This window comes from Candidatus Pelagibacter sp. Uisw_136, assembly GCF_047720275.1.
In the GTDB taxonomy this organism is placed as follows: Bacteria; Pseudomonadota; Alphaproteobacteria; order Pelagibacterales; family Pelagibacteraceae; genus Pelagibacter.
Map to the genome: position 1 here is coordinate 1 of NZ_CP159812.1, position 23,534 is coordinate 23,534.

General features: G+C 28.0%; 22 protein-coding genes and 2 tRNA genes. 11 read left to right on the forward strand and 13 right to left on the reverse strand.

Annotation, left to right across the window (positions count from 1 at the left end):
- The first annotated feature begins 100 nt into the window (after positions 1–100).
- Positions 101–1,513, forward strand: coding sequence for a chromosomal replication initiator protein DnaA (gene dnaA / locus ABXT53_RS00005; RefSeq protein ID WP_415290627.1), 1,413 nt, complete (start codon positions 101–103; stop codon positions 1,511–1,513).
- Positions 1,503–2,615, forward strand: a complete 1,113-nt coding sequence (dnaN, locus tag ABXT53_RS00010; protein ID WP_415290628.1) for a DNA polymerase III subunit beta — start codon at positions 1,503–1,505, stop codon at positions 2,613–2,615. The genes dnaA and dnaN overlap by 11 nt, the downstream gene beginning before the upstream one ends.
- Here the strand turns inward: dnaN and ABXT53_RS00015 are convergent.
- From ABXT53_RS00015 to argH, 3 genes are all read right to left on the reverse strand, one after another.
- Positions 2,612–3,313 carry a lysophospholipid acyltransferase family protein gene (locus ABXT53_RS00015; RefSeq protein WP_415290629.1) on the reverse strand — a complete coding sequence of 234 codons (702 nt, stop codon included), beginning with the start codon at positions 3,311–3,313 and terminating at the stop codon, positions 2,612–2,614. The two genes, dnaN and ABXT53_RS00015, sit on opposite strands and share 4 nt — an antisense overlap.
- A 12-nt stretch (positions 3,314–3,325) precedes the next feature.
- Positions 3,326–4,540 (reverse strand): diaminopimelate decarboxylase, encoded by a 1,215-nt coding sequence (gene lysA, locus ABXT53_RS00020; protein ID WP_415290630.1) that lies wholly within the window; start codon positions 4,538–4,540, stop codon positions 3,326–3,328.
- A 117-nt stretch (positions 4,541–4,657) separates the two neighbouring features.
- Positions 4,658–6,046 (reverse strand): argininosuccinate lyase, encoded by a 1,389-nt coding sequence (gene argH / locus ABXT53_RS00025; protein ID WP_415290632.1) that lies wholly within the window; start codon positions 6,044–6,046, stop codon positions 4,658–4,660.
- A 24-nt stretch (positions 6,047–6,070) separates the two neighbouring features.
- Here argH and ABXT53_RS00030 point away from each other — a divergent pair, with 24 nt between their 5' ends.
- Positions 6,071–6,586 (forward strand): TlpA family protein disulfide reductase, encoded by a 516-nt coding sequence (locus tag ABXT53_RS00030; RefSeq protein WP_415290633.1) that lies wholly within the window; start codon positions 6,071–6,073, stop codon positions 6,584–6,586.
- Here the strand turns inward: ABXT53_RS00030 and ABXT53_RS00035 are convergent.
- Complete coding sequence (locus ABXT53_RS00035) at positions 6,583–6,786, reverse strand: twin transmembrane helix small protein (RefSeq protein WP_415290634.1); 204 nt, start codon at positions 6,784–6,786, stop codon at positions 6,583–6,585. The genes ABXT53_RS00030 and ABXT53_RS00035 overlap by 4 nt on opposite strands.
- A 50-nt stretch (positions 6,787–6,836) precedes the next feature.
- Here ABXT53_RS00035 and ABXT53_RS00040 point away from each other — a divergent pair, with 50 nt between their 5' ends.
- Complete coding sequence (locus ABXT53_RS00040; RefSeq protein ID WP_415290635.1) at positions 6,837–7,493, forward strand: alpha/beta hydrolase; 657 nt, start codon at positions 6,837–6,839, stop codon at positions 7,491–7,493.
- Between the two features lie 51 nt (positions 7,494–7,544).
- Positions 7,545–8,111, forward strand: a complete 567-nt coding sequence (locus ABXT53_RS00045; protein ID WP_415290636.1) for an HNH endonuclease — start codon at positions 7,545–7,547, stop codon at positions 8,109–8,111.
- On the opposite strand, the gene ABXT53_RS00050 is transcribed toward ABXT53_RS00045, so the two are convergent.
- From ABXT53_RS00050 to ABXT53_RS00060, 3 genes are read right to left on the reverse strand one after another with little or no spacing between them, the layout of a single operon-like run.
- Positions 8,112–8,645, reverse strand: coding sequence for a demethoxyubiquinone hydroxylase family protein (locus tag ABXT53_RS00050; RefSeq protein ID WP_415290638.1), 534 nt, complete (start codon positions 8,643–8,645; stop codon positions 8,112–8,114). It abuts the gene before it with no gap.
- Complete coding sequence (locus tag ABXT53_RS00055) at positions 8,629–9,108, reverse strand: disulfide bond formation protein B (protein WP_415290639.1); 480 nt, start codon at positions 9,106–9,108, stop codon at positions 8,629–8,631. Before ABXT53_RS00055 ends, ABXT53_RS00050 begins: the two co-directional genes overlap by 17 nt.
- 7 nt (positions 9,109–9,115) lie before the next feature.
- The gene (locus tag ABXT53_RS00060; protein WP_415290640.1) at positions 9,116–9,712 is read right to left on the reverse strand and encodes a YqaA family protein; all 597 of its coding nucleotides are present in this window, start codon (positions 9,710–9,712) and stop codon (positions 9,116–9,118) included.
- Between the two features lie 68 nt (positions 9,713–9,780).
- Here ABXT53_RS00060 and ABXT53_RS00065 point away from each other — a divergent pair.
- Positions 9,781–9,865: transfer RNA gene (locus tag ABXT53_RS00065), tRNA-Leu, on the forward strand.
- Positions 9,866–9,872: 7 nt separating this feature from the next.
- The gene (locus ABXT53_RS00070) at positions 9,873–11,579 is read left to right on the forward strand and encodes an AMP-dependent synthetase/ligase (RefSeq protein WP_415290642.1); all 1,707 of its coding nucleotides are present in this window, start codon (positions 9,873–9,875) and stop codon (positions 11,577–11,579) included.
- A gap of 354 nt (positions 11,580–11,933) precedes the next feature.
- Here ABXT53_RS00070 and ABXT53_RS00075 read toward each other — a convergent pair whose 3' ends face one another.
- Genes ABXT53_RS00075 through ABXT53_RS00090 form a run of 4 tightly spaced genes read right to left on the reverse strand, consistent with a single transcriptional unit; the run spans position 11,934 to position 16,009 of the window.
- Positions 11,934–12,830: a CarD family transcriptional regulator gene (locus ABXT53_RS00075; protein ID WP_415290643.1), complete on the reverse strand. Its 897-nt coding sequence runs from the start codon at positions 12,828–12,830 to the stop codon at positions 11,934–11,936.
- Positions 12,772–13,098, reverse strand: coding sequence for a ferredoxin FdxA (fdxA, locus tag ABXT53_RS00080; protein ID WP_415290644.1), 327 nt, complete (start codon positions 13,096–13,098; stop codon positions 12,772–12,774). The genes ABXT53_RS00075 and fdxA overlap by 59 nt, the downstream gene beginning before the upstream one ends.
- Entirely contained in the window at positions 13,095–13,529 is a 435-nt protein-coding gene (locus tag ABXT53_RS00085) for a TerB family tellurite resistance protein (protein WP_415290646.1), read from the reverse strand. The genes fdxA and ABXT53_RS00085 overlap by 4 nt, the downstream gene beginning before the upstream one ends.
- A complete protein-coding gene (locus ABXT53_RS00090; RefSeq protein ID WP_415290648.1) occupies positions 13,529–16,009 on the reverse strand; it encodes a helicase-related protein in 2,481 nt (826 codons plus the stop codon). Before ABXT53_RS00090 ends, ABXT53_RS00085 begins: the two co-directional genes overlap by 1 nt.
- A gap of 174 nt (positions 16,010–16,183) precedes the next feature.
- Here ABXT53_RS00090 and ABXT53_RS00095 point away from each other — a divergent pair, with 174 nt between their 5' ends.
- The 4 genes from ABXT53_RS00095 (at position 16,184) to ABXT53_RS00110 (ending at position 22,846) form a co-directional block, all read left to right on the forward strand.
- Positions 16,184–18,145, forward strand: a complete 1,962-nt coding sequence (locus tag ABXT53_RS00095; protein WP_415290650.1) for an acetoacetate--CoA ligase — start codon at positions 16,184–16,186, stop codon at positions 18,143–18,145.
- Positions 18,146–19,372 carry a pyridoxal phosphate-dependent aminotransferase gene (locus ABXT53_RS00100; protein ID WP_415290652.1) on the forward strand — a complete coding sequence of 409 codons (1,227 nt, stop codon included), beginning with the start codon at positions 18,146–18,148 and terminating at the stop codon, positions 19,370–19,372.
- A 72-nt stretch (positions 19,373–19,444) separates the two neighbouring features.
- Positions 19,445–20,449 carry a TAXI family TRAP transporter solute-binding subunit gene (locus ABXT53_RS00105; RefSeq protein ID WP_415290653.1) on the forward strand — a complete coding sequence of 335 codons (1,005 nt, stop codon included), beginning with the start codon at positions 19,445–19,447 and terminating at the stop codon, positions 20,447–20,449.
- Between the two features lie 75 nt (positions 20,450–20,524).
- Positions 20,525–22,846: a TRAP transporter permease gene (locus tag ABXT53_RS00110; protein WP_415290655.1), complete on the forward strand. Its 2,322-nt coding sequence runs from the start codon at positions 20,525–20,527 to the stop codon at positions 22,844–22,846.
- On the opposite strand, the gene ABXT53_RS00115 is transcribed toward ABXT53_RS00110, so the two are convergent.
- Both ABXT53_RS00115 and ABXT53_RS00120 read right to left on the reverse strand, forming a co-directional pair.
- The gene (locus tag ABXT53_RS00115) at positions 22,847–23,272 is read right to left on the reverse strand and encodes a PaaI family thioesterase (RefSeq protein ID WP_415290657.1); all 426 of its coding nucleotides are present in this window, start codon (positions 23,270–23,272) and stop codon (positions 22,847–22,849) included. It abuts the gene before it with no gap.
- A gap of 121 nt (positions 23,273–23,393) precedes the next feature.
- A tRNA-Arg gene (locus ABXT53_RS00120) sits at positions 23,394–23,470 on the reverse strand.
- Positions 23,471–23,534 lie beyond the last annotated feature (64 nt).

The window sequence follows — 23,534 nt, forward strand, 5'->3', positions numbered from 1 at the left end:
TTTATTGCAAATATAGATTTTTTTTAATTTTGCTTTTATAAAATTATTTATTGCAAAAAAATTATTTTCCTTCTAACTGACCTTATTCCTACAAATTTTTATGACGAGTAAAAATACAATACAAAATTTAAAAAGCGTATCTTCTGAAGCTCTAGATTGGGCTGTAATTCAAAAGGATATGAAAAATAAACTAGGCAGCGATATATATGAGAGCTGGCTTAGAAAGATAGACTTTGTTGAAGAGATGAATAGTTATGTCTTACTTTCAGTTTCTACCAGGTTTATCCGAGACTGGATTACCTCAAGATATTTAGATCAAATTTTGCAAATAGTAAAAACTTATAAGAAAGATTTAACAAGAATAGAGTTTAAGATTATTGAAAAAAATTCTGAAAATGAAATAGAAAATAATATTACTAAAAATGAAAATAATGAAAACGTATCCTTCATTAAAGATACATATTTGCAATACAACAGAATAGACCCGAATAAAAGATTTGATAATTTTATAACAGGTAGGAGTAATAAACTAGCGTATGAAGCATCTATGAAAGTTTCAGAAAATATTTCTCATTATAATCCGCTTTATATTTATGGGGGTGTTGGAATGGGAAAAACACATTTATTAAATTCAATTGGTCTGTCATTAAAAGAAAAAAACAAAGTTATGTTTATTTCTGCTGAGAGATTTATGTATCAGTTTGTAAAATCAATTAAATCTAATGATATGGTAAAGTTTAAAGAGTATTTTAGAAATACTGACATATTATTAATAGACGATATTCAATTCATGAATGGTAAAGAGGCAATGCAAGAAGAGTTTTTTCATACGTTTAATGCATTATTAGATAAAGGGTCACAAGTGATAATCTCTGCCGACAGAGCTCCAAACAAATTATCAAGAATCCAAGATAGAATTAAATCAAGATTTGCTGGAGGTCTTGTTGTTGATATACAAAAACCAGACTATGAACTTAGAAGTAAAATTGTTAAGCAAAAAACAGAGGAACTAAACATTTTTTATTCAAATCAAGTAAATATTTCAGAAGAAATACAAAAATTTATAAGCACAGAAATAACTACAAGTATTAGAGAGTTAGTAGGAGCAATTAATAGAGTTGTTTCTTTTTCAAGAATTTACAACAAAGTACCAAATTTATCAGAAGTTAAAGTAGTTTTAAAAGATCTATTAAATATTGGGGAAAACAAGGTAACAATAGATTTAATACAATCGACTGTATGTAAGTTCTTTAAAATTAGTAAAAGTGAGATGCTTTCTTCAAGAAGGTCTAGATATCTTGTAAGACCAAGACAAACAGCAATATATTTAACAAAAATTTTGACATCCAAGTCATTGCCTGAGATTGGAAGAGAATTTTCTAATAGAGATCACACAACAATCATTCATTCTGTTAAAACCATTGAAAAATTGAAGGAAAAAGATCCAGAAATGACAAACAATATTAATAATCTAAAAAATCAGATATTGTATAATAAAGAAAATGAAATTTAACGTTAATCAACAAGATTTGCAACAAGCACTTAATTACTGCCAAGGTGTAATTGAAAAAAGAAGCACTCTTCCTATTTTGTCAAATGTTTTGTTAAATGCTAGCGATTCAAATCTAACAATTACTGCAACAGATTTAGATTTAATATTTATTCATCAAATTAAAAATGTTGAAGTTATAGAAGAAGGAAATACGACGACTACGTCATCTATTATGTATGACATCATAAGAAAATTTTCATCAGGAAAAAAAATTAATTTATCTTTGACAGATGTTAGTAAGCTTCAAGTTGAGTCTGAAAAATCTGTTTTCAATCTAAATTGTATTAGTGCATCTGAGTTTCCACTAACAGATGAAAATTTTAATCAAAATGAATTTTCTATAAAATCAAAACAATTATTAAAATTATTAAATAAATGTAAATTTTCAGTTTCTAATGATGAAACTAGACACTACTTAAGTGGAATTTTTTTTCATCAAACACAAACTGAAGATAAAAATTTTTTAACAGCAGCAGCCACAGACAGTCATAGAATGTCTATTTCAAAAATAAGATTAGATCAGCAAGTAGATTTTGAACCAATAATACTTCCTAAAAAAACAATTTTTCAACTATGTTCGTTGCTAGAAAGTTATGATGGTGATGTTAAAATTTCAAATATTAAATCTAAAATAAAATTTGAGCTAAATAATAGCATATTGATATCTAAGTTAATTGATGGAAAATTTCCAAATTATATTCAGGTAATACCTAAGAATAATCAAAAGAAGTTAGAAATAGATTTAAAATTATTTTTAGACTCTGTTGATCGAGTTGCTTCAGTTTCATTGGATAAAAAAGATGGAGTTAAATTTAATTTGTCGAAAGACGTTCTAAACTTATCAGTTAACAACACAAATAGTGGTGATGGAAAAGAAAGTTTGACCGTAAAGTTTGATCATGATCTAGAAATAAGTTTTAATTCTAGATATTTAATTGATGTAGCATCACAACTTGATGGCGATAAGATTGAAATTTTTTTTAATGATACGGGGTCTCCGGCATTAATTAAAGATCCAGGTGATTTTGATAGTATATTTGTTGTAATGCCTATGAAAGGTTAGTTCAAAGTATCAAGTTCAGAATAAATAGTATTTTCTAATTCCTTTGTAAAAATTTCTTTGTTTAATCCGGGTTCAATGGGTTTTAAAATTGAAACTGTTAGAGTGGTGTTAGCTTTTTTTTGACCATGTTTTGGCCAAGTATTCCCAGAATTAATTGCAATTGGCTGACATGAAATATTTAATTCTTCATAAATTCTACTAGATCCTTTTTTGAAAGGAGTTCTGTCCTCTGGAGATAGCCTAGTTCCTTGTGGAAAAATTATTAATGGTCTTTCTGATGAATTTACTTGCTTAGAAATATCATCAAAAAAACCCAAGTTTTCTTTAGAAATTTTGTTTCTTTTAATTGATATTGATCCTATTTTTTTCAAATACCAGCCAAATATAGGAATCATTAGTAATTCTTTTTTTAAAATAAAAACAGGAGAATTAAAGATAGTTTGTAAAAAAAAAGTTTCAAACATTGACTGGTGTGAAGCAGCTATAAAAAATTTTTTTCCATTAATTATATTCTCTTTGCCTTTAATAATTATCTTAGTTGATAAAAATATTTTTAAACATAAAGATGTCCAAAAGCCCATAATTTTTCCACCAAATAAAACAATTTTCTTTGGTAGTAAAATTGCTGGCAAGAAGATTAGGGAAATAAAAATTATTCCTGAGAAAAAAAATAATGAAAATAAAAAATTTCTTATCATATTAATCAAAAACTAAATCAAATCTTTTAGTTTTTGTCTTTTTTTAATAATATTAATCTTAGACCCTTTAATTATTAATTCTGGCGGTTTTGGTCTTAAGTTATAATTTGAGCTTAGTGACATTCCATAAGCCCCAACATCACACATTACTACAAGATCTTTTTCCTTTAATTTCTGAAAACCTTTTATAGTTGTAAATTTGTCAGTACTTTCACAAATTGGTCCAACAAATTCATAAGTTTTTTTTGAAATATTATTACTTTTTACTACAGGTATGGTTTGGTGATTTGCACCATATAATGCTGGCCTCATAAGATCATTCATTGCAGCATCTAATATGATAAAGTCTTTTTTAATATTTTCTTTTATATAAATAACTTGAGAAATTAAAAATCCAATATTACCAACAATAGATCGCCCAGGTTCAAATATTATTTTTGCTTTTTGACCCTTTAAAAAGTTTTGTATGGCAATATTATATTTTTGATAGTTTAGTTTTTTACTATTTTTTTCATAAGAAATGCCCATACCTCCTCCTAGATCAATAAATTCAAAGGTATGACCACTTTTTTTTATTATTTTATTTATCACATTGAGCATTTTCTCGTATGGTTTATGATCTAAAATTTGACTACCAATATGAACACTTAAGCATTTAAGATTAATATTTTTAGAATAATTTGTAAAATTTACTAATTCAAAAAAAGTTTTTTCATCTACACCAAATTTATTTTCTTTTTTTCCAGTTGAAATTTGTTTTAATGTCTTGGCATCTGTATTAGGATTAAGTCTAATGCCTATATTAACTATTTTTTTTTTTAATTTTGCAATTTTTTCAATTTCAATAATTTCACTTTTGGATTCAGCATTTATTAATAAAATTTTTTTATCAATTGCATAGCTTATTTCAGTTGAAGTTTTACCTACCCCTGAAAAAACAATTTTTTTTGGGTCTATACCTGCTTTTAGAGCGATCATTAGCTCACCCATTGAAACAACATCAGCACCTAATCCTAATTTTCTAATTTCTCTTATCAGGCTTACATTGGTGTTAGATTTAACAGCAAAACAGATTAATGGAGAAAAAGAGCTAAAATTTTTTTTAAAGTTCTTTATGTTTTCGGTAAGTTGTTTGTGTGAATAGCAATAAGTCGGTGTACCGAACTTTTTTGCTATTTTCTGAACATTAACTTTTTCAATTGTTAAGTTTTTACTTATATATTTCATTAATCTACTGACTTTGGAAAAACCATTTCATTCCCCTCATATTGAGGATCTCCTTTTTTTCCACATGAAAATAAGAAAGAACAAAATATAGAAATTAAAATTAACTTTTTTATCATTTTAAGCTTTTTTATATTTCATTATCATTTTTTTGATATTATCAAAAGACGTTCCACCGTAAGATTTCTTAGAATTTACAGAGTTTTTTACATTAAATATCTTTAAAACTTCAATTGTAAGCTTTGGTTCAATTTTTTTTAGCTCATCAATATTTAATTCATTCAATTTTTTCTTTTTCTTTTCTGCATAATTCACAATAGATGCAGTAGTTTGATACGCTTTTCTAAATGGCATTGAATGATTTTTAACAAGATAGTCAGCTAAGTCAGTAGCCGTAATATAGCCTGAGTTAGCCAGGCCTAACATTTGTTGTTTGTTAGGTTTTAGATTTTTTAAAACCTCATTAAGAATAGCAATACTATTATTAATGATTTCATTAGATTTGAAGAGTATTTCTTTATCATCTTGAAGGTCTTTAAAATAAGATATGGGAAGCCCTTTAAGAATTGTCAGCATTGAAAATAAATTTCCATAAACCATTCCAGTTTTCCCTCTCAAGTATTCTAACAAATCAGGATTTTTCTTTTGAGGCATTATTGAAGAGCCAGTTACTACTTTGTCTGAAAGTGTAATTAAGTTGAAGCCATCAGAGTTCCAAATAATAAGCTCTTCAGCGATTCTTGAAATATGCATCGAACAAACAGAAGCACTATATAAAAAATCTAAAACAAAATCTCTATCTGCAACAGTATCAATTGAATTATTCGTTGGTCTTTTAAATCCTAATTTTTTTGAAGTAAAATTTCTATCAATATTAAAAGAAGTACCCGTTAAGGCGGCAACACCCAGTGGACTCTCTGACAAACTTTCTAAATTATAGGTAAATCTTTTTTTATCTCTATTGAACATTTCCACATAAGACATCAAATAGTGAGCAAAAGACACTGCTTGTGCATTTTTTAAATGAGTAAACCCAGGCATTATGGTTTCAATATTTTTTTCTGAAATTTTGAGAATGGTCTTAATGATATTGTCTAAATTCTTATTAATTTCTTTAGTTGCTGAAGTTGTCCACATTTTAAAATCAGTAATCACCTGATCATTTCTAGATCTAGCTGTGTGAACATATCCAGCCTCTTCTCCTATAATTTGAAATAGTCTTTTTTCAATATTCATATGAATATCTTCATACTTTCTATTATATTCAAATTTATTTTTTAAAATTTCTTTCTCAATTTTATTAAGTCCAAAAATTATTTTATTCTTAATTTTAAAAGAAATAATTTTTTGTCTAAATAACATCTCAACATGCACAATTGATCCTAAGATATCTTCTTGAAAAAGCTTTTTATCAATATCTATTGAATTACCAACTTTTTGAAATAAGGTTGAAGCATCTTTTTTTATTCTTGAGCCCCATATTGCCATATTGTTTTTATTTTTTACCATGATAATTAATTATACATATTTAGTATGAAATTATTATTATTATTTATCTACCTAATAACTAGCAACATTAGTTATGCTCTAGAAAAACCTAATATAAAAAATTTAGTTCTATCAAAAAATCCAAAAATATATGAAGAAGTAGTTTTTAAGGATTCAAAAAATTATGATGTAAACTTAGGTGATTTTAAAGGAAAATTGCTGATATTAAATTTTTGGGCTACTTGGTGTGTCCCCTGTAGAGAGGAGATGCCATCACTAGATGACTTACAATCAAATAGTAATTTTGATAATTTAAAAGTTTTTCCTATTAATATTGGTCAAGAAAATTTCTCTAAATCAGATGCCTTTTTTAAAGAACTAGACATTCAAAATCTAGAAATCTATTTTGATGCACCAATTACTCTAGCTAAAAAATTTTCTTTAAGAGGGGTTCCCACAACTATTTTATTTAATAAAAAAGGTGAAGAGTTTGGACGTATTATTGGATCTATTGATTTTAATAACTTAGAGTTTATTAATTGGCTAAAACAATACGATTAATTTTTAAAAAAATAAGCAAAACAAACTAAAACAATTACGGCTATAAATTGAAAAAGTACTCTGTACTGCATTAATTTATTTGAATATTTTTTGCTAGTTGCACCACCTTTGAATAAGGTTCCTATACCTAAGATCAAGACAACTGCTACGACTATTAAAAGTACAATACCTAAAATTTTAACTAATGTTCCTGTTATCATAAAACTATTGTAGAATAGTTTTTAATAAAAAAAACATAATAAAAACATCTATGACACTTTGTCTATCAACTACAATTATTAAGCCAGAAAAAGATATACCAATTAATAATGCTATTATTTTACTCCATGGTTATGGTGGTGATGGAAAAGATATAAGTATGTTGACCTTAAATTGGAAAAGATTTCTACCTAATACTATTTTTTTATGCCCAGATGGTCATGAAGAATGTAAAATTAATCCAGCAGGTTTTCAATGGTTTGATTTAACTAAAGATGATCCAAGTTATATTCTAGAAGAATCTAAAAAAGCAGAAATTAAACTTCAAAAATATATTGAAGAAGTTAAAAGTGAGTATAATCTTAACAATTCTCAAATTTGTTTATCAGGATTTAGTCAAGGATGTATGATGTCTATTAATTTAGGTTTAACCAGCAATCAAAATTATAATTGTGTTGTTGGTTTTTCTGGTAAAATAATAAATCAAGATGATCTTAGCAAAAGAAAATCTTCATCTACTAAAATGCTCTTGATACATGGAGATAAAGACGCAGTTGTGTCACCGACATTTTTATTAGAGGCAAAAGATTTCCTAATTAGAAATAATATTGAAGTTGAAACTAAAATGATAGAGAACTGTGAACATCATATTCCTGTTGAAGCCTCAAGTGTAGCTTTAAATTATATTAAAAATAATTTTCAAATATGATTAAATTCTATTTATTGATAAATTAATTTTTTTCAGTTAGAATTTTTTATAATGATTTTTAATGATCAAAATTTGTCTTTAGAAAAATGTCCTGCATTAGTCTTAAATGCTGATTATAGACCTTTAAGTTATTATCCATTGTCTTTATGGAACTGGCAAGATTCTATAAAATCTGTTTTTTTAGATAGAGTTACCATAGTTAGCAATTATGACAGAGTTATTAGAAGCCCATCATTTAATATGAGGTTACCAAGTGTTATTGCATTAAAAAGTTTTATAAAACCACAGTCCAACCCTAGTTTCACTAGATTTAACGTTTTTTTAAGAGATAAATTTTCCTGTCAATACTGTGGAAGTGGTGAAGAGCTTACTTTTGACCATCTACTTCCAAGATCTAAAGGAGGGCAAACCAATTGGGATAATGTTATAACCGCTTGCTCTTCATGCAATGTAAAAAAAGGTGGAAGGTTATTAAAAAATTTGGATATGAACTTAAATCAGGAGCCATATCAACCATCTACAGAAGACTTACACAAAAATGGTAAAAATTTCCCACCAAATTTCCTACACAAGAGCTGGATGGATTATTTGTATTGGGATGTTGAGTTAGAAGCTTAATTATATTTTTTCAGAAATATTAATAGCTATTTTTGATCCAGTTTTAATTAATTTATCTAAAATTGAATACATTCCTTTTTTAGTTGCACCTTCTTTATAAGCTATATCTTTATGATGTAATTCATCTTCCCTAAACTTAATTATTTTTTCTTTTAATTTTTTCTCATCATTTTCTAATGCATTAATTTGATCTAAATAATGTTTGTCAATTACTTCTTCCACTGAAGCAGTGCATAGCATAGCAGCTTTCTTTCCTAAGATTGTTGAACCAAAACCAAGTCCAACACCAAGTAAATCCCACAAAGGCAAAAATTTTGTTGGTTTTATATTTCTTTTTTTAATTTCGTTTTCAAAATACTCACAGTGTTCTTTTTCATGAATTTTCATTTCTTCAATTTTCTTTTTTAGATTCTCATCTTTAACAAATGTATTTAGAGCTAGTAATTGACCTTCGTAAATTTTTACTGCTCCTCGTTCACCTGCATGATCAACTCGAATAAATTCTTTTACTTTTTCTTTATTTGTTTTTTTCATAAGTTAAAAAAAGTTTTATAGTTATAGTTGTAATTATTAAAGAGATAAAAATATTAATTGTGGCAAGAGATAAGCCCAAAATTTTAAAAGTTGCATCTTTACAGCTAACTGTGACTTCTTGTAGCTGATTTAAGAGTGCTTCTTTAGTCAAATCAGTATTGTTAGAATTTAAGTCACAAACTAAAGACTCTTTTATGAAACCTTGTTCTATCCCAAAATGATAAAAGGATATAATGGACGCTATAATGAATGTAATACTTAAAATTATTAAAAAAAATCTTTCAAACTTTTGAATAAAAATAAAAAGTAAAATTATAACTATTGAAACGATATAAGGTATTCTTTCAATTAAACAAAGATTGCAAGGTTGATGACCTAAAATATATTCAATAAAATAGGCCGCTAAAACAGCAAAAATACTGAATAATAATATAAGATGAAGAGTAGTTTTTCGGTCAATCATATTTGTGTTATTTAATTATAAAATATATTAGGGCAAAAATTAATACAATTATAATACCCAAAATTGTAAACCATTTTGCAGCATCAGTTTTCATAAACCTGCTAAAAATATCTCCAAATCTATATGATAGGTATGAGACAATAAAAAATCTTAACCCTCTAGAAAATAGACAAATAATGAAAAATATAGGTAAATTAAAACCAATCATGCCACTAGTTATTGTGAACACTTTAAAGGGCAAAGGTGTAAATCCAGCAAGAAATAAAGTAGCAAGCCACACATAAAGACCGCTTCCTTCAGATAAGCTATTTTTAAGATTAATTACCTTTTCTTCATAATTATAAAACTCTACTACAACCATTCCAAGATCAAAAAAATAAGATCCAATGAAATACCCAAGGATACCTCCAAGTGAAGAAAATAAAGTAGCAATTAAAAAAATTTTTAAATAATCATTTTTTTTTGCAACAACCATTGGAGCGATCATAACGTCAGGTGGGATTGGAAAAAAAGAACTTTCAGTAAAAGATAAAATTGCAAGATAAGTATTTGATCTCTTATGTGCAGCAAGTTTTAAAGTTTTTTGATATAATTCATTAAGCATTTTTTTGTTTTTAATATAAATTATGTTCTTATACTATTTAATTTTATAGTTATAATAAGAAAAACAAAGGGCGAGTGGCGGAACTGGTAGACGCGCACGACTCAAAATCGTGTTTCGCAAGAAGTGAGAGTTCGATTCTCTCTTCGCCCACCAATATATTATGGAAATAAACAAAGTTAATAATTTATTAGAACTATTTTATAATCAATATCAAACACAAGATAAAACAAGTGTGTTTTTACAGTCCTTGAAAGAAGTTGAAAACAAATATTCTTGGGAGGACGTGTATTCGAATATCATTAAACTTTCTGAAGAAATATCAAAATATATAAAAAAAGGTGATAGATGCTTGTTAATATCAGAAAATAGACCGGAATGGTTGATATCAGATTTATCTATTATGCTTTCAGAAGGGATAACAGTTCCTGCTTATACAACTTATACAGAAAGAGACTATGAGTATATAATTAATGATTGTACACCAACTGTTTTAATTATTTCTGATAAGGCACAGTATTTAAAAGTAAAAAACATAGTACCTGAAAAAAAATTTATAAAAAAAATAATTTTTTTCGATACAATTGAAGAGTTTGATCAAGAGCGTCATGTAAATATTAATCAGATCTTTGAAAATAAAAATTTTAGTTTGATAAATTTTTCTGAATTAAGAATTCAAAGAAAAGATGTTGCTTGTATAATTTATACATCGGGTACCCAAGGAAATCCCAAAGGAGTTATATTAAGCCATGGTGGAATTTTAAATAATTGTGAAGGAGCACTTGATTTATTAAAAGAGTTTGTTTCAAAAAAACCTAAATTTTTGACATGGTTACCTCTTTCCCATTCATACGAGCATACAGTCCAATTTGTCCAAATAGTTGTGGGGGCACAGGTATTCTATGCTGAGAGTATAGAAAAACTTATAATAAATATGGGAAATTGTTCTCCAGAGATAATGACGGCTGTTCCTAGATTTTATCAAAATTTACATCAAAAAATAAATACTAATTTTAATAAAGCAGCAGGAATAAAAAAATTCTTAATTAATCAAACTATTAAACTTGGAACTAAAAAATTAAATAGAGAGCCATTTTCATTAATAGAAAGTTTAATAAATTTTGTTTGTGATCTTTTGGTAAGAAAGAAAATTAAAGAACAATTTGGTGGAAATTTAAAGGCATTTATTTCAGGAGGAGGAGCACTAGATAAAGAAGTGGGTTATTTTTTAAATGCAATTGGTCTCCCAACCTTACAGGGCTATGGACTAACCGAAACATCTCCGGTGGTAAGTTGTAATTCTATTAATGAAATTAAAGTAGAAACTGTAGGCAAACCCTTTAGAGGAAATTTAGTTAAAATTGCAAATGATGGAGAGATTCTGGTTAAAGGAGAAAATGTTATGTTAGGTTACTGGAATAACGAAGAAGAAACAAATAAAGTTTTAAACAATGGATGGTTATCTACAGGCGATATAGGAGAGTTTGATGGTGAGTTTTTAAAAATAACAGATAGAAAAAAAGATATAATTATAACTCCAGGTGGAGATAATATTTCTCCAATTAAAATAGAGAGTGATTTAAATAAATCTAATTTCATAGAACAAAGTTTAGTTTATGGTGATAATAAACCTTACCTAGTCTGTCTAATTGTTTTATGTTCAGAATATAAAAATACAAAGAATGAAGAAATTAAAAAAGAAATAGAAAAAATAAATAAAAATTTAAGTAAAATAGAAAAAATAAAAAAATTTTTTGTAATTAAAAATCAATTCACAATTGAGAATAATATGATGACACCCACTTTAAAATTAAAAAGATATAAAATTGTAAAAACTTATCGAAATGAGTTAGAAAAACTTTTTAATTAATTTTTATTAAAGACATTATAAGTCGCATAAACGTTAATGTTTTTTACATAATAAAAAGATTAAAAAAAACTTTTTTTAAATAATAAATTTGCAATTTGCCAATTAATTAATGAATTGACATCACTTGTATAAAAAAATAAAAATAAGATAACAACGAATCACTTTGATTCGTTTAACTTAAACAGGGAGCTAAAGATGGCTACAAAGAAAAAAGCTAAAAAAGCTAAAAAGAAAACTAAGAAAAAAGCTAAAAAAGCTAAAAAAGCGAAGAAAAGAAAAAGATAGTATCTTAGACTTTTCAAAAAACGCTTCTCATAACGTTATGTGTGAGAGGCGTTTTTTTTTGCCTAATTTTTAATCCTCAGTATCGGTAATTGGTTCTGAATCAGTATCAGGTTCTGCAATAGGCTCTTTAATCTTGGTTGGTGCAGCTATAGCTTTTGCTTGATTCTCTAAATTTCTCTTTAATGCTTTATCCAATTTTTTCTGTGTATCCTCTAACGATACATCCATCACTATTTTAAATTCTGATAAAATTCTCTCATACGCTTTTTCAAATAATTGTCTCTCACTATATGATTGATCAACCATTAAGTCATCACCTTTATTTAAATCTCTAACAACTTCTGCAAGCTCATAGATTTTGCCTGAAGAAATCTTTGTTTCATATTCCTGTGCTCTTCTACTCCACATAGATCTTTTAATTTTCGGTTTACTTTTTAAAATAGTTATACATTTATTGACCTGATTTATTGTTGCAAGAGGCCTAAGATGTAATTGTTTATTTACAGGAACCATTCCATTAGCTTTGTCTTTTTCAAATTTAAGAATATAAGTTTCAACATCAATCCCACCAATATTAATTTTTTTAAACTCCGTAATTTGGCCAACACCATGTTTTGGATAAACAACATAATCTTTAACTTTGTATTCTCTTTTTTCTGTTTCTTGTTTTTTAACCTTTTTAATTTCAGGTTTAACTTCATTACTTTTTGATATTCTTAAATTATCAGTTTTTATTTCTACTTTTTCTGGAGCAGCTTTTTTTGAAACTTTTTTTAAATTTTTATTAATTTTAGTTGTAGTTACTTTTATTGCTTTAGTTTTTTTAACAACTTTAGTTTTAGAAGCTGTAGACTTTTTAACTACCTTTGCTTTAGTTTTTTTTTTTACTTTTTTCTCAGGAGTTTTTTTAAAGATTTTCGCTAAAATATTTGTCGTACTTGTTTTCTTCATTTTTATACTTTTCATGATCCGCAGGTGGATCTTTTTTCTCAGTTATATTTGGCCAAATTTCACTATACTTTGTATTTATTTCAAGCCATTTTTCGCTTCCAGATTCAGTGTCGGCTACAATCGCATCTACTGGGCATTCTGGCTCGCAAACGCCACAATCTATACACTCCTCTGGTTTAATTACAAGCATATTGTTGCCTTCATAAAAGCAATCAACAGGACAGACTTCGACGCAGTCCATTAATTTACATTTAATGCATTTATCATTTACTAAGTATGTCATTTAGATAATTCTTTTTTTACTTTTTCTTTTAAGTCACCCATAGTCTTTGCATCTATATATAATAAACCAGCTAGTCTCCTCATCAAGTTTGTCTCATACATATCTGCATTATCATCTGAATAAATAATTTTCCATAGAGACTCAACAATTCTAATTTTATCTGATTCAGGAGCATTTTTGACCTCTCTTGTATAACTTAGTATTTGGTTAGAATTTTCTTCAATAACTGAAGCATCTGCAATTAATTTATCTATATTTGAAATTGTTGCACCCAATTCAATTAAAGTTTTTCTAATAATCTCTTTTTCTCTATCTTCATAATTTTCGTCAATTTTTGCTACATGAATTAATAAAGCAGCAATATTAGAATAAGATTTATCATCATTCACTGTATCCCTCTCTTTTTCTTTATTTTTAAAAAAGCTTATCATTAATTAAAATTAAAATTTTTTAATACTTTAAATGGATTATTTATAGAGACTGTCTTTTTAAAAGGCTTTTTAATTTGTTTTTGTGGATTGTATCTAAAATAAATATCCTTGTCTCTTTCGAGTGTTTTGTAATTCATTTTCTCAATTAATTTTTTAAAATTTTCTTTACTACATCCCAATAAATTAAGCATTTCTGGTACTAGCTTAATTTCTTTATTCTTTTCAGAACTAGCGTTAATAATTAGCATAAACAATCTTTCTAGAATGTCAATTCTAACAAAATAATTATCAAAATTTTCAAAGCCACAAAGAAGCATAAAATGTTTATCTTTTATATTTTTATCATCCAAAAAATTTAAGCCAAAAGTAGGAGGAGTTAAATTCAAGTTTTTTTGATTAAAGTTTTTCCACAGTAAGGTTCTTAAGGAAACAGCTTCAGGCTTTAGTAATCTAAATAAAAAAACATGGTATCTTCCAAATTTAACACCCAAATCTCTTAAAATTTTTCTCTCATCTTGACCAAGTTTCTTTAAGTATTCAGCTACTACTTCTCTTTTAATAACACCATTATTTTCATATAATTGGTAAGCTAATGCTTTAATGGAAGAGTTACTTTCTTTTAAATTTTTTAAGTCAATCAGACTTTTTAATACAAGCTTTATTTTTTCTTTAATCCAATTTCCAATAAACTCTGATAATTTTTGTTTGTCATCATTTTCCAGAATATCATCTACTATTAAAAATATATCAGGGTTTAAATAATCTTTACCAGCTATTAATTTAGCAATTGGAAAATTTTTCCAATAAATTTTAAAATCATCTTTTATTTCTATCAACCCTGTATCAATAATAGATTGAATTCTTTTTTGCAGTTCTGGGCCCACAGTTTGTCTTGCTGCTTTTTTTAATGACTTAATATCAGTTTCAAGTGCACCAGCTTTTAAATCTATCTCAAATCTTAAACCTTTCAAATCACCAATAAACTGCTCATCAATTATTACTTTATTATCTTCCATTATCTCAGTTTTAAATTCTATATCCTGTTTTAATCCCCTTGCAAGCACACTTGCTCTTTTATCAATAAAAGTTTTAGTAAGTTCTTCATGTAATCTGTCAGATAATCTGTCTTCTAATAGTTTAGTTTTCTCTATCCAATAACTTTGATCTTCAACCCAATTAATTTTATTTGAAACATATGACCAAGTTCTAACATTTGCAATTCTATTTGATAAAGAATCAACATTTCCTTCTAATTTATCCAACTTTATTAACTGTAATCTCATATAATCATTAGTAATTTTGCCATCTTTACCATTTAAAAAACTAAAAACCTTACTAACCACTTCAAGATGGTTGCCATAAGTTTTTTTTACAAAATCTGGAATTTGACAACATTCCCAAAGTAATTCTAATGTTTCTTGATTATTTTTAATGTTGTGACCATCCATATCTTTTAAAAAATATTTTAAAAGTTTTTCATCTCCACACTCGTGTATTTTTCTTAAAAAATCTCTATTAGGCTTTTCTTCAAGTGATTTAATTAAACTTAAAGCGTTATTAAAATTTAAATTAGAATTTCTCCAAAAAAGCATCTTAATTTCTTCAAATTTATGATTTTCGAGCAGCTCAACCTCCTCTGCAGAAATTTCTTTACAGTCACCAGTAATTCCAAAATTTCCATCATTTAAATATCTGCCAGCTCTTCCAGCAATTTGTCCAATTTCAGACATGTTAAGACGCCTTAACTTTCTTCCATCAAATTTTTTTAAATTTGAAAAAAAAACATTTTCTAAATCCATATTAATTCCCATTCCAATTGCATCAGTTGCAACAAGAAAATCAACATCACCAGACTGATATAATTGAACTTGAGCATTTCTCGTTTTAGGGCTTAATGACCCCATAACAATAGCTGCTCCACCTTTTTGTCTTCTAACAAGCTCTGCAATTGCATAAACTTCTTCAGTTGAAAAAGCTATTATTGCTGTCTTCCTATTTATTCTTGAAATTTTTTTATGACCTACATATGAAAGTTGAGAAAGTCTTTCTCTGTTTATAAATTCAGTATCTTCATCTAGTTTATTTACTATACTTTTAATAGTGCTTGAACCCATAAGCATTGTTAGTTTTTCTCCACGAAGATTTAATAATCTATCAGTAAAAATATGACCTCTTTCATGATCTGCACACATTTGTATTTCATCTATCCCAACAAAATCTAAATGTTTATTAATTGGCATAGACTCAACTGTACAAAGAAAATATTTTGCATTTGCAGGGATGATTTTTTCTTCACCAGTAATTAAAGCAACTTTATCTATACTTATTTTTTCAATAATTTTGTCATACACTTCACGTGCAAGTAGTCTTAGAGGAAAGCCAATCATACCCGAATCAAAAGAAAGCATGGTTTCAATTGATAAGTAAGTTTTACCGGTATTTGTTGGACCGAGAACAGCTGTGATTTTATTTTTAGACATTTCTATTGATGGTACCTCTAATATTTTCTCCACCACATATTGTTGCTCATAAAGAACAAAAATAGACTAAAACATGACCGAATCGTAAGGATAAAAGTTCTCATTTGCTCTTTATACACTAATTAATTTAACATAATAAAAAACAATTCTGTATTAGTATTTTGTAGCAAAGTTATGAATAAAAAATTGTGGGAAGCATCAACTAGTCAGAAAAAAAAATCTCTTTTATCGAGCTATGAGCAATTCATTTCAAAAAAATTCAAAAAAAGATTTAATCAAAAATATGACAATATTTTAAAATGGAGCATTGAAAACCCAGGTAATTTTTGGAGTTCAATTTGGGATTTTTCTGAAATTAAAGGATTTAAGAGTAAAATTAAAATAAAAAAATCAAAAATATTTTATAAAAATAAATTTTTACCAAATTCAAAATTAAACTTTGCTGAAAATTTACTCTCGAAAAACAATAAGAATAAAGCAATAACATTCGTTAGTGAGAATGGTTTTCGTGAAGAAAGAAGCTGGTACGAATTAAACATTAACGTAAGTAAAATATCTAAATTTTTAAGAGATATTAAAATTAAAAAAAAAGATAGGGTTGCAGCATATATGCCCAATACTATTGAGACTATTGAGGCATTCATAGCCTCCTCTTCTTTAGGGGCAATATGGTCCTCATGCTCACCAGATTTTGGTGTTAAAGGTGTAGTAGAACGTTTTTCACAAATCAGCCCTAAAGTTTTATTTGTAGCAGATAAATATTTTTATAATGGGAAAATAATAAATATTTTAGAAAGAGTTCCTCTGATTTTAAAAGAGATACCCTCTATTGAATATGTTGTCATTGTTAATTACCCAGGAGAAAAATATTTAGAAAATAAATATACATCTAAAAAATCAAAAGTACTTAAATGGAGTGAGTTAATGAAACAAGAATCTGAAGAGATTCAATTTCCTAAATTTGATTTTGAGCAAGATCTTGCAATCTTATATTCAAGTGGAACCACAGGAAAACCAAAATGTATATGTCATAGGAGTGGAGGAGTTTTACTTCAGCATAAAAAAGAACATCAGCTTCATTGTGATATTAAAGAAGGTGATAATGTTTTTTATTTTACTACTTGTGGATGGATGATGTGGAACTGGCTGGTAAGTGTCTTAGCTTCCAAAGCATCTATCGTTTTATTTGATGGATCACCAATGTATAAAAAAGATGATTTACTATTAAAAATAGCTGAGAAAGAAAAAATTACTTTATTTGGTGTTAGTGCAAAATACGTTGATGCTCTTCGTAAATCTAAGCTCGCTTTAAAATATAAATATAAATTACCAAACTTAAGAACAATTTGTTCTACTGGATCCCCATTATCAAATGATGGGTTTAAATTTGTGTACGAGAATATAAAAAAAAATGTTCATTTATCCTCTATATCTGGAGGCACCGATATTGTTTCTTGTTTTGTTTTGGGAAATTTATACCAGCCGGTAATTCTAGGTGAAATACAAAATAAAGGTTTAGGTATGAATGTTGATGTTTTTAATGAAAAGGGTGAATCTTTAAAAAATAAAAAAGGAGAGCTAGTTTGTAAGAACTCTTTCCCATCAATGCCTTTAAAGTTTTGGAATGATAAAAATGATATTAAATTTAAAAAGGCGTATTTTAATAATTTTTTAAACACATGGTACCACGGTGATTATGCGGAGATAAAGAAAGGTGGGGGCTTTATTATCCATGGTAGATCAGATACAACACTTAACCCTGGAGGAGTGAGACTCGGAACTGCTGAAATATACTCTGAGGTAGAAAAGTTTATAGAAATCAAAGAGTCTATTGTTGTTGGTCAAGCATGGGATAACGACATCAGAATTATTTTATTTATAGTTTTAAACCCCAAACACGTGTTGAACGAAGATTTATTAAAAAAAATTAGAATACAAATTAGAAAAAATATATCCCCAAGACATGTGCCATCTAAAATTATAGTAGTTGGAGACATTCCAAGAACTAAAAATGGAAAAATAGTTGAACTAGCTGTAAAAAATACCATAGAAGGAAATGAAATTAAAAATAAAGAAGCTCTAGCAAATCCAAGAGTTTTAGATCAATATAAAAATTTAAAGGAATTAAATTATTAAATGTTAAAAAATATAGTTAAAGGTCTAGAACCATCCTCTACTTTAAAAATTAATGAAATTTCTAGAAAGCTAGAAGACAAAGGTGAAAAAATATTTAAATTTGGATTTGGCCAATCTCCATTCCAAATACCAACTGATATTGTTAATGCGTTAAAAGATAATGCCCATCAAAATAAATATTTACCAATGCAAGGTCTTAATGAGCTTAGGGATGCTGTTGCAAAATATACATCAGTTAAAAAAGATTATAATTACAAACCTGAAAATGTAATTATAGGTCCTGGCTCAAAAGAATTGATGTTTTTACTACACATTTTATTTGATGGAGAAATAATATTACCAGCACCAAGTTGGGTTTCTTATGCCCCACAAGCAATTCTTGGAAGAAATAAAATTCAATCAATTCAAACAAAAAGAGAAAATAATTGGTTTCCTACTGGATCTGAAATTGAAGAAGTTATTTTAAGGGATAAAAATAAAAACTATCTATTGTTTTTGAATTCACCAAATAATCCATCAGGGCAGATTTGTAAAAATCTAGAAGAAATTAGTGAGATTGCTAAAAAATATAATCTTATTATTTTATCAGATGAAATTTATTCTGAGTTGAGTTTTGATGAAGGGTTTAAATCTATTTCAAGTTTTTGTCCTGAAAAAACTATTATAAGCACAGGTTTAAGTAAATGGTGTGGTGCAGGTGGATGGAGATTGGGTTATTTTGTAGTTCCAGACTCTCTAAATATTTTAAAAAATTCAATTAATGTTTTAGCTAGTGAGACTTTTTCGGCTGTCAGTGCGCCAATTCAATATGCTGCAATTACTGCTTATACAAATGATCATAGCAAATATATTGATAGTTCTAAAAATATTCTTAAAGCAGTTGGTAATTATGTTTATGAAAATCTAAAATCAAACAAGGTTTTAATTAATAAGCCCCAAGGTGGGTTTTATCTTATGCCAGAATTTTTAAATAAAAAATTTAATACATCATCAGAAATGTGTGACAATATTTTAAAGAAGACAGGTGTAGCGTTATTGCCAGGATCAGACTTTGGTTTTGAAAAAAATAAGATGTTGGCAAGGTTAAGCTTTACAGATTTTGATGGTCAAAATTTTATGAATCAAACTCAAAATGGAAAAAAAATTGATGATAGTTTAATTTTAAAACTTGCTCCCAAAGTAGTAGAGGGTGTTGATAAGTTAAAAAAATGGTCAACATCAACATAACTACCAGCTATACATACTTACTTAATTACTGTTAAATTTAATTAATAAAAATAACGATATAGAGGAGAAAATATGAAAAAAATAATAATATCTCTATCAAGTGCTCTACTAATTTTTGTTGCATCTTTATCTTTTACTGGTGTTGCAAAATCTGCAGAGTTCTTCACGATAGGAACAGGCGGACCAACTGGAGTATATTTCCAAACTGGTAACGCAATTTGCAAAATGTTGCACAAATCAGCAATTGCTAAAGAACATGGAAGAAAAAAAGGTATAGATAAAGCTTACAGATGTACTGCGCCTTCAACTGGTGGATCGAATTATAATATTGGTCAAATCGCAGCTGGTGAATTTCAATTTGGTGTAGCTCAGTCTGACTGGCAATTTCATGCAGTAAATGGATCAAGCAAGTGGGAAGGAAAAAAGTTTGACGGTTTAAGAGCGGTTTTCTCAGTACACAACGAACCTTTTCAAATTTGGGCAAGAAAAAAAGCAAAAGTTAAAGATTTTGCTGGCCTTAAAGGAAAAGTTGTAAACATTGGTAACGCTGGTTCAGGTCAAAGAGGAACCATGGAAGTACTTATGGATGCAAAAGGAGTTAGTAATAGCTTCTTTAAATCTACTACAGAGCTGACTTCATCTGAGCAAGTAAAAGCTTTATGTGATGGTAAGATAGATGCTTTTGGTTATTCAGTAGGATTTCCAAATGGAGCAATGGAAAACGCAGCTTCTTGTGGAGCAAAAGCTTTGCCTATCAACTTAACAGGTCCTGAAGTTCAAGGACTAATTGATGGTGCTGCTTATTATGCTAAAGCTGTAATCCCTAAAGGAACTTACACAGGACAAAAAAAAGATGTAACTACTTTTGGTGTTAAGGCTACTGTTGTAACTAGTAATGCTGTTGAAGCAGATCTTGTTTATTTAGTAGTAAAAGCAGTTTTTGAAAACTTTGATGATTTCAAAAAACAACATCCTGCTTTTTCTTCTTTAAAAAAAGAAGATATGGTTGCTGATGGTTTGTCAGCTCCATTACACCCAGGTGCAATTAAATATTATAAAGAAGCTGGATTAATGTAATCAAACTTCTTAATTAAATTAAAAGGCCTGATATATTTATGGGGCCTTTTTTTGTTATAGAGTATCATTTTAAAAATGAATCAAAGCATTAAGAGTAAAGTAGAAAGTAAGATTAGTGAGGATTTATCTCCCACTAGAAATCTTACTGGGCTACATTTAAAAATTGTTGGAAGTATTGCAATTATTTGGTCATTATTTCAACTTTGGTATGCATCTCCATTTCCTTTTATGTTTGATATTGGAATGTTTAAAGGACTTCCAGCTAGGGCTATTCACTTAGGTTTTGCTTTAACTTTAGCTTTTTTAATTTATCCAATTTCTAAAAGAAAAAAAATTTCTATATTTGATATTCTAATTAGTTTTATTGCTGCATTTTGTTGTTTATATATTTATTTTTTTTATGACCAATTAGTTGATAGGGGGGGGATTCTTTTAACAGTTACAATTTGGAAAAAATTTAATTTACCAGTTGAGTTGATTATTGGAAGTTGTGGAATTTTAATATTAATTGAAGCAACCAGGAGAGTATTTGGATTACCTCTAGTTATTATTGCAGTTTGTTTTTTACTTTTTTCATATTTTGGTAGATATGCACCAGAAATAATTTCTCATGGTGGACTTTCATTAAATAGATTAGTTGGATTTCAGTGGCTTGATCAAGAAGCTATATTTGGAATTCCTATAGGTGTTTCTGTAGATTTCATTTTTTTATTTGTTTTATTTGGAGCACTTCTAGAAACAGCCGGTGGAGGTAAATATTTTTTAGACCTAGCTTTTGCCATGGTTGGCAAAATGAGAGGAGGACCTGCAAAAGCAGCAATTTTAGGATCTGGAATGACTGGTCTAATCTCAGGATCTTCAATTGCAAATACAGTTACAACTGGAACTTTTACAATTCCAATTATGAAAAAAACTGGTTTTTCTAAAGAAAAAGCTGGAGCTATAGAGGTATCATCATCAGTTAACGGACAATTAATGCCACCCGTAATGGGAGCTGCAGCATTTGTAATGGCAAGTTTTTTAGGTGTTACTTATTTTGAGGTCGTTAAGCACGCATTTTTACCAGCAATTATTTCATATGTGGCATTATTTTATATTTCTCATCTTGAAGCTTTAAAATTAAATTTAAAAGGAATGGATGATGTTGATATTCCAAATTTGAAGAAAACATTTTTATCAGGATTACATTTTTTAATACCAATATTTGTTTTAGTGTACATGCTCGTTTATTTAAGATTTACCGCCTCGTACTCAATATTTTTTGCAACAATTGCATTAATAATTGTAAACCTTGGTTACATATTATTTAAAAATTCTGATTTTAAATTAGCAATAAAAACTTGGTTTAATCAAACGATAGTTGGTTTTGAAAAAGGTGCTTTAAATATGGTTGGTGTTGGAATAGCAATAGCAACAGCTGGCATAATAGTTGGAGCTGTTGGTTCAACAGGGTTAAGTACAAATTTAATTATAGTTATAGAATTTATTGCAAAAGATAATGTTGTTATTTTGCTATTTTTAACAATAATTTTATGTCTAATACTTGGTATGGGTCTACCAACTACTGCAAATTATGTTGTAGTGGCTTCATTAATGGCAACAGTATTGGTTGATGTTGGAAACGCATCTGGATTTGTATTTCCACTTATAGCGGTTCACTTGTTTGTTTTTTATTTTGGCTTGATGGCTGACGTCACTCCTCCAGTTGGTCTCGCATCATATGCGGCAGCTGCTATTTCAGGAGGTGATCCACTTAAAACCGGGCTGCAAGCTTTTTGGTACAGTTTAAGAACAGGTATTCTACCTATCGTGTTTTTATTTAATCATGAATTGTTATTGATAGGCATTGAAAATGTGTGGCATGGACTATTGGTAATCATCACTTCTTTGATAGGTATATTAGTTTTTACTTCTGCAACTCAAGCTTGGTTTATTAATAGATTAAGATGGTACGAGATAATAATTTTTTTATTAATCTCTATTTCACTTTTAGCCCCAGAATTTATTTTAAATAAATTTTATCCTAAATATAATTATATGGATATTAACAAAATTCATTTAATGAAGGTAGATTTCAATAAGGAGGCTAGATTTAAAGTAACACGTCCAAGTAATTATGGTGAAAGATACAAGTTAATTGTAATCAAAAAAAATACTTTTGAAACCAAGTATAGTTTAGAGCAATATGGACTTAGTTTAATTAGAGAAGAAAACAGAGTTATTGTAGATACCCTGCAATGGAATGGAAGTGCTAAAAAAAGTGGTTTTGAAACTGGTGATTATATAAGTGAATTTAAAATAGAAAATGCAGATAGACCAAATAAAGGGATCATTTACCCAATAGCTATTTTATTATTAATTATATTTGGTTATTTGAACTATAGAAGAAAAGAATAATTATCCACCAGGACCAAGATTAGATGGTTTAATTTTTAAGATTTTCCAAATACCTGATGCTGAGGTTATAATTTTATTATTACATTTCAGCTCACAAAATAAAAATACTAGTGTATTGGTCTTTTTAAGAATTCTTGTAAAGCCAGTAACTATATCACCTACTTTAGAAGCACCAATAAATTTTAAATCCAATGAAATAGTTACACAAGGTGCATTTCCAGATGCTCTATGTGCAGCAGTCCCTGCTCCTGCATCAATTAAGGCTGATAAATAACCACCGTGAGTTATCCCAGCAGCATTTAAATGATTTTCATTAATCGTAGTTTTGAATTCATATTCTGTTTCAGATACAGTTTTAAATAAAACTCCACCATTGTGTTTCATAAAACCAGGTTTAATACTTATTTGCTCAAATTCATTACTCATAGATCTTTATAGTACGAAAGTTAAAATTAATAAAATTATAAAAACAATTATAAAAAAATATATAACTGATTTTTGTAGTGATGATTTTAGTAGCCAATCTAACATTTTTATTTATCCTTTTTGGTGGACCGCCCAGAACTCGAATCTGGAATCTCCCGGTTCGTAGCCGAGCGCCTTATCCAATTTGGCCAGCGGTCCTTAATTAAATAATTTGTCCAACATATCAAAGTTTTTGATGTAATTTAAGTTATAAAATATTATG

Bases quoted from the DNA above. Each gene is read 5' to 3' on its own strand.
- dnaA (WP_415290627.1), top strand. From the start codon at position 101: ATGACGAGTAAAAATACAATACAAAATTTAAAAAGCGTATCTTCTGAA.
- dnaN (WP_415290628.1), top strand. From the start codon at position 1,503: ATGAAATTTAACGTTAATCAACAAGATTTGCAACAAGCACTTAATTAC.
- ABXT53_RS00015 (WP_415290629.1), bottom strand. From the start codon at position 3,313: ATGATAAGAAATTTTTTATTTTCATTATTTTTTTTCTCAGGAATAATT.
- lysA (WP_415290630.1), bottom strand. From the start codon at position 4,540: ATGAAATATATAAGTAAAAACTTAACAATTGAAAAAGTTAATGTTCAG.
- argH (WP_415290632.1), bottom strand. From the start codon at position 6,046: ATGGTAAAAAATAAAAACAATATGGCAATATGGGGCTCAAGAATAAAA.
- ABXT53_RS00030 (WP_415290633.1), top strand. From the start codon at position 6,071: ATGAAATTATTATTATTATTTATCTACCTAATAACTAGCAACATTAGT.
- ABXT53_RS00035 (WP_415290634.1), bottom strand. From the start codon at position 6,786: ATGATAACAGGAACATTAGTTAAAATTTTAGGTATTGTACTTTTAATA.
- ABXT53_RS00040 (WP_415290635.1), top strand. From the start codon at position 6,837: ATGACACTTTGTCTATCAACTACAATTATTAAGCCAGAAAAAGATATA.
- ABXT53_RS00045 (WP_415290636.1), top strand. From the start codon at position 7,545: ATGATTTTTAATGATCAAAATTTGTCTTTAGAAAAATGTCCTGCATTA.
- ABXT53_RS00050 (WP_415290638.1), bottom strand. From the start codon at position 8,645: ATGAAAAAAACAAATAAAGAAAAAGTAAAAGAATTTATTCGAGTTGAT.
- ABXT53_RS00055 (WP_415290639.1), bottom strand. From the start codon at position 9,108: ATGATTGACCGAAAAACTACTCTTCATCTTATATTATTATTCAGTATT.
- ABXT53_RS00060 (WP_415290640.1), bottom strand. From the start codon at position 9,712: ATGCTTAATGAATTATATCAAAAAACTTTAAAACTTGCTGCACATAAG.
- ABXT53_RS00070 (WP_415290642.1), top strand. From the start codon at position 9,873: ATGGAAATAAACAAAGTTAATAATTTATTAGAACTATTTTATAATCAA.
- ABXT53_RS00075 (WP_415290643.1), bottom strand. From the start codon at position 12,830: ATGAAAAGTATAAAAATGAAGAAAACAAGTACGACAAATATTTTAGCG.
- fdxA (WP_415290644.1), bottom strand. From the start codon at position 13,098: ATGACATACTTAGTAAATGATAAATGCATTAAATGTAAATTAATGGAC.
- ABXT53_RS00085 (WP_415290646.1), bottom strand. From the start codon at position 13,529: ATGATAAGCTTTTTTAAAAATAAAGAAAAAGAGAGGGATACAGTGAAT.
- ABXT53_RS00090 (WP_415290648.1), bottom strand. From the start codon at position 16,009: ATGTCTAAAAATAAAATCACAGCTGTTCTCGGTCCAACAAATACCGGT.
- ABXT53_RS00095 (WP_415290650.1), top strand. From the start codon at position 16,184: ATGAATAAAAAATTGTGGGAAGCATCAACTAGTCAGAAAAAAAAATCT.
- ABXT53_RS00100 (WP_415290652.1), top strand. From the start codon at position 18,146: ATGTTAAAAAATATAGTTAAAGGTCTAGAACCATCCTCTACTTTAAAA.
- ABXT53_RS00105 (WP_415290653.1), top strand. From the start codon at position 19,445: ATGAAAAAAATAATAATATCTCTATCAAGTGCTCTACTAATTTTTGTT.
- ABXT53_RS00110 (WP_415290655.1), top strand. From the start codon at position 20,525: ATGAATCAAAGCATTAAGAGTAAAGTAGAAAGTAAGATTAGTGAGGAT.
- ABXT53_RS00115 (WP_415290657.1), bottom strand. From the start codon at position 23,272: ATGAGTAATGAATTTGAGCAAATAAGTATTAAACCTGGTTTTATGAAA.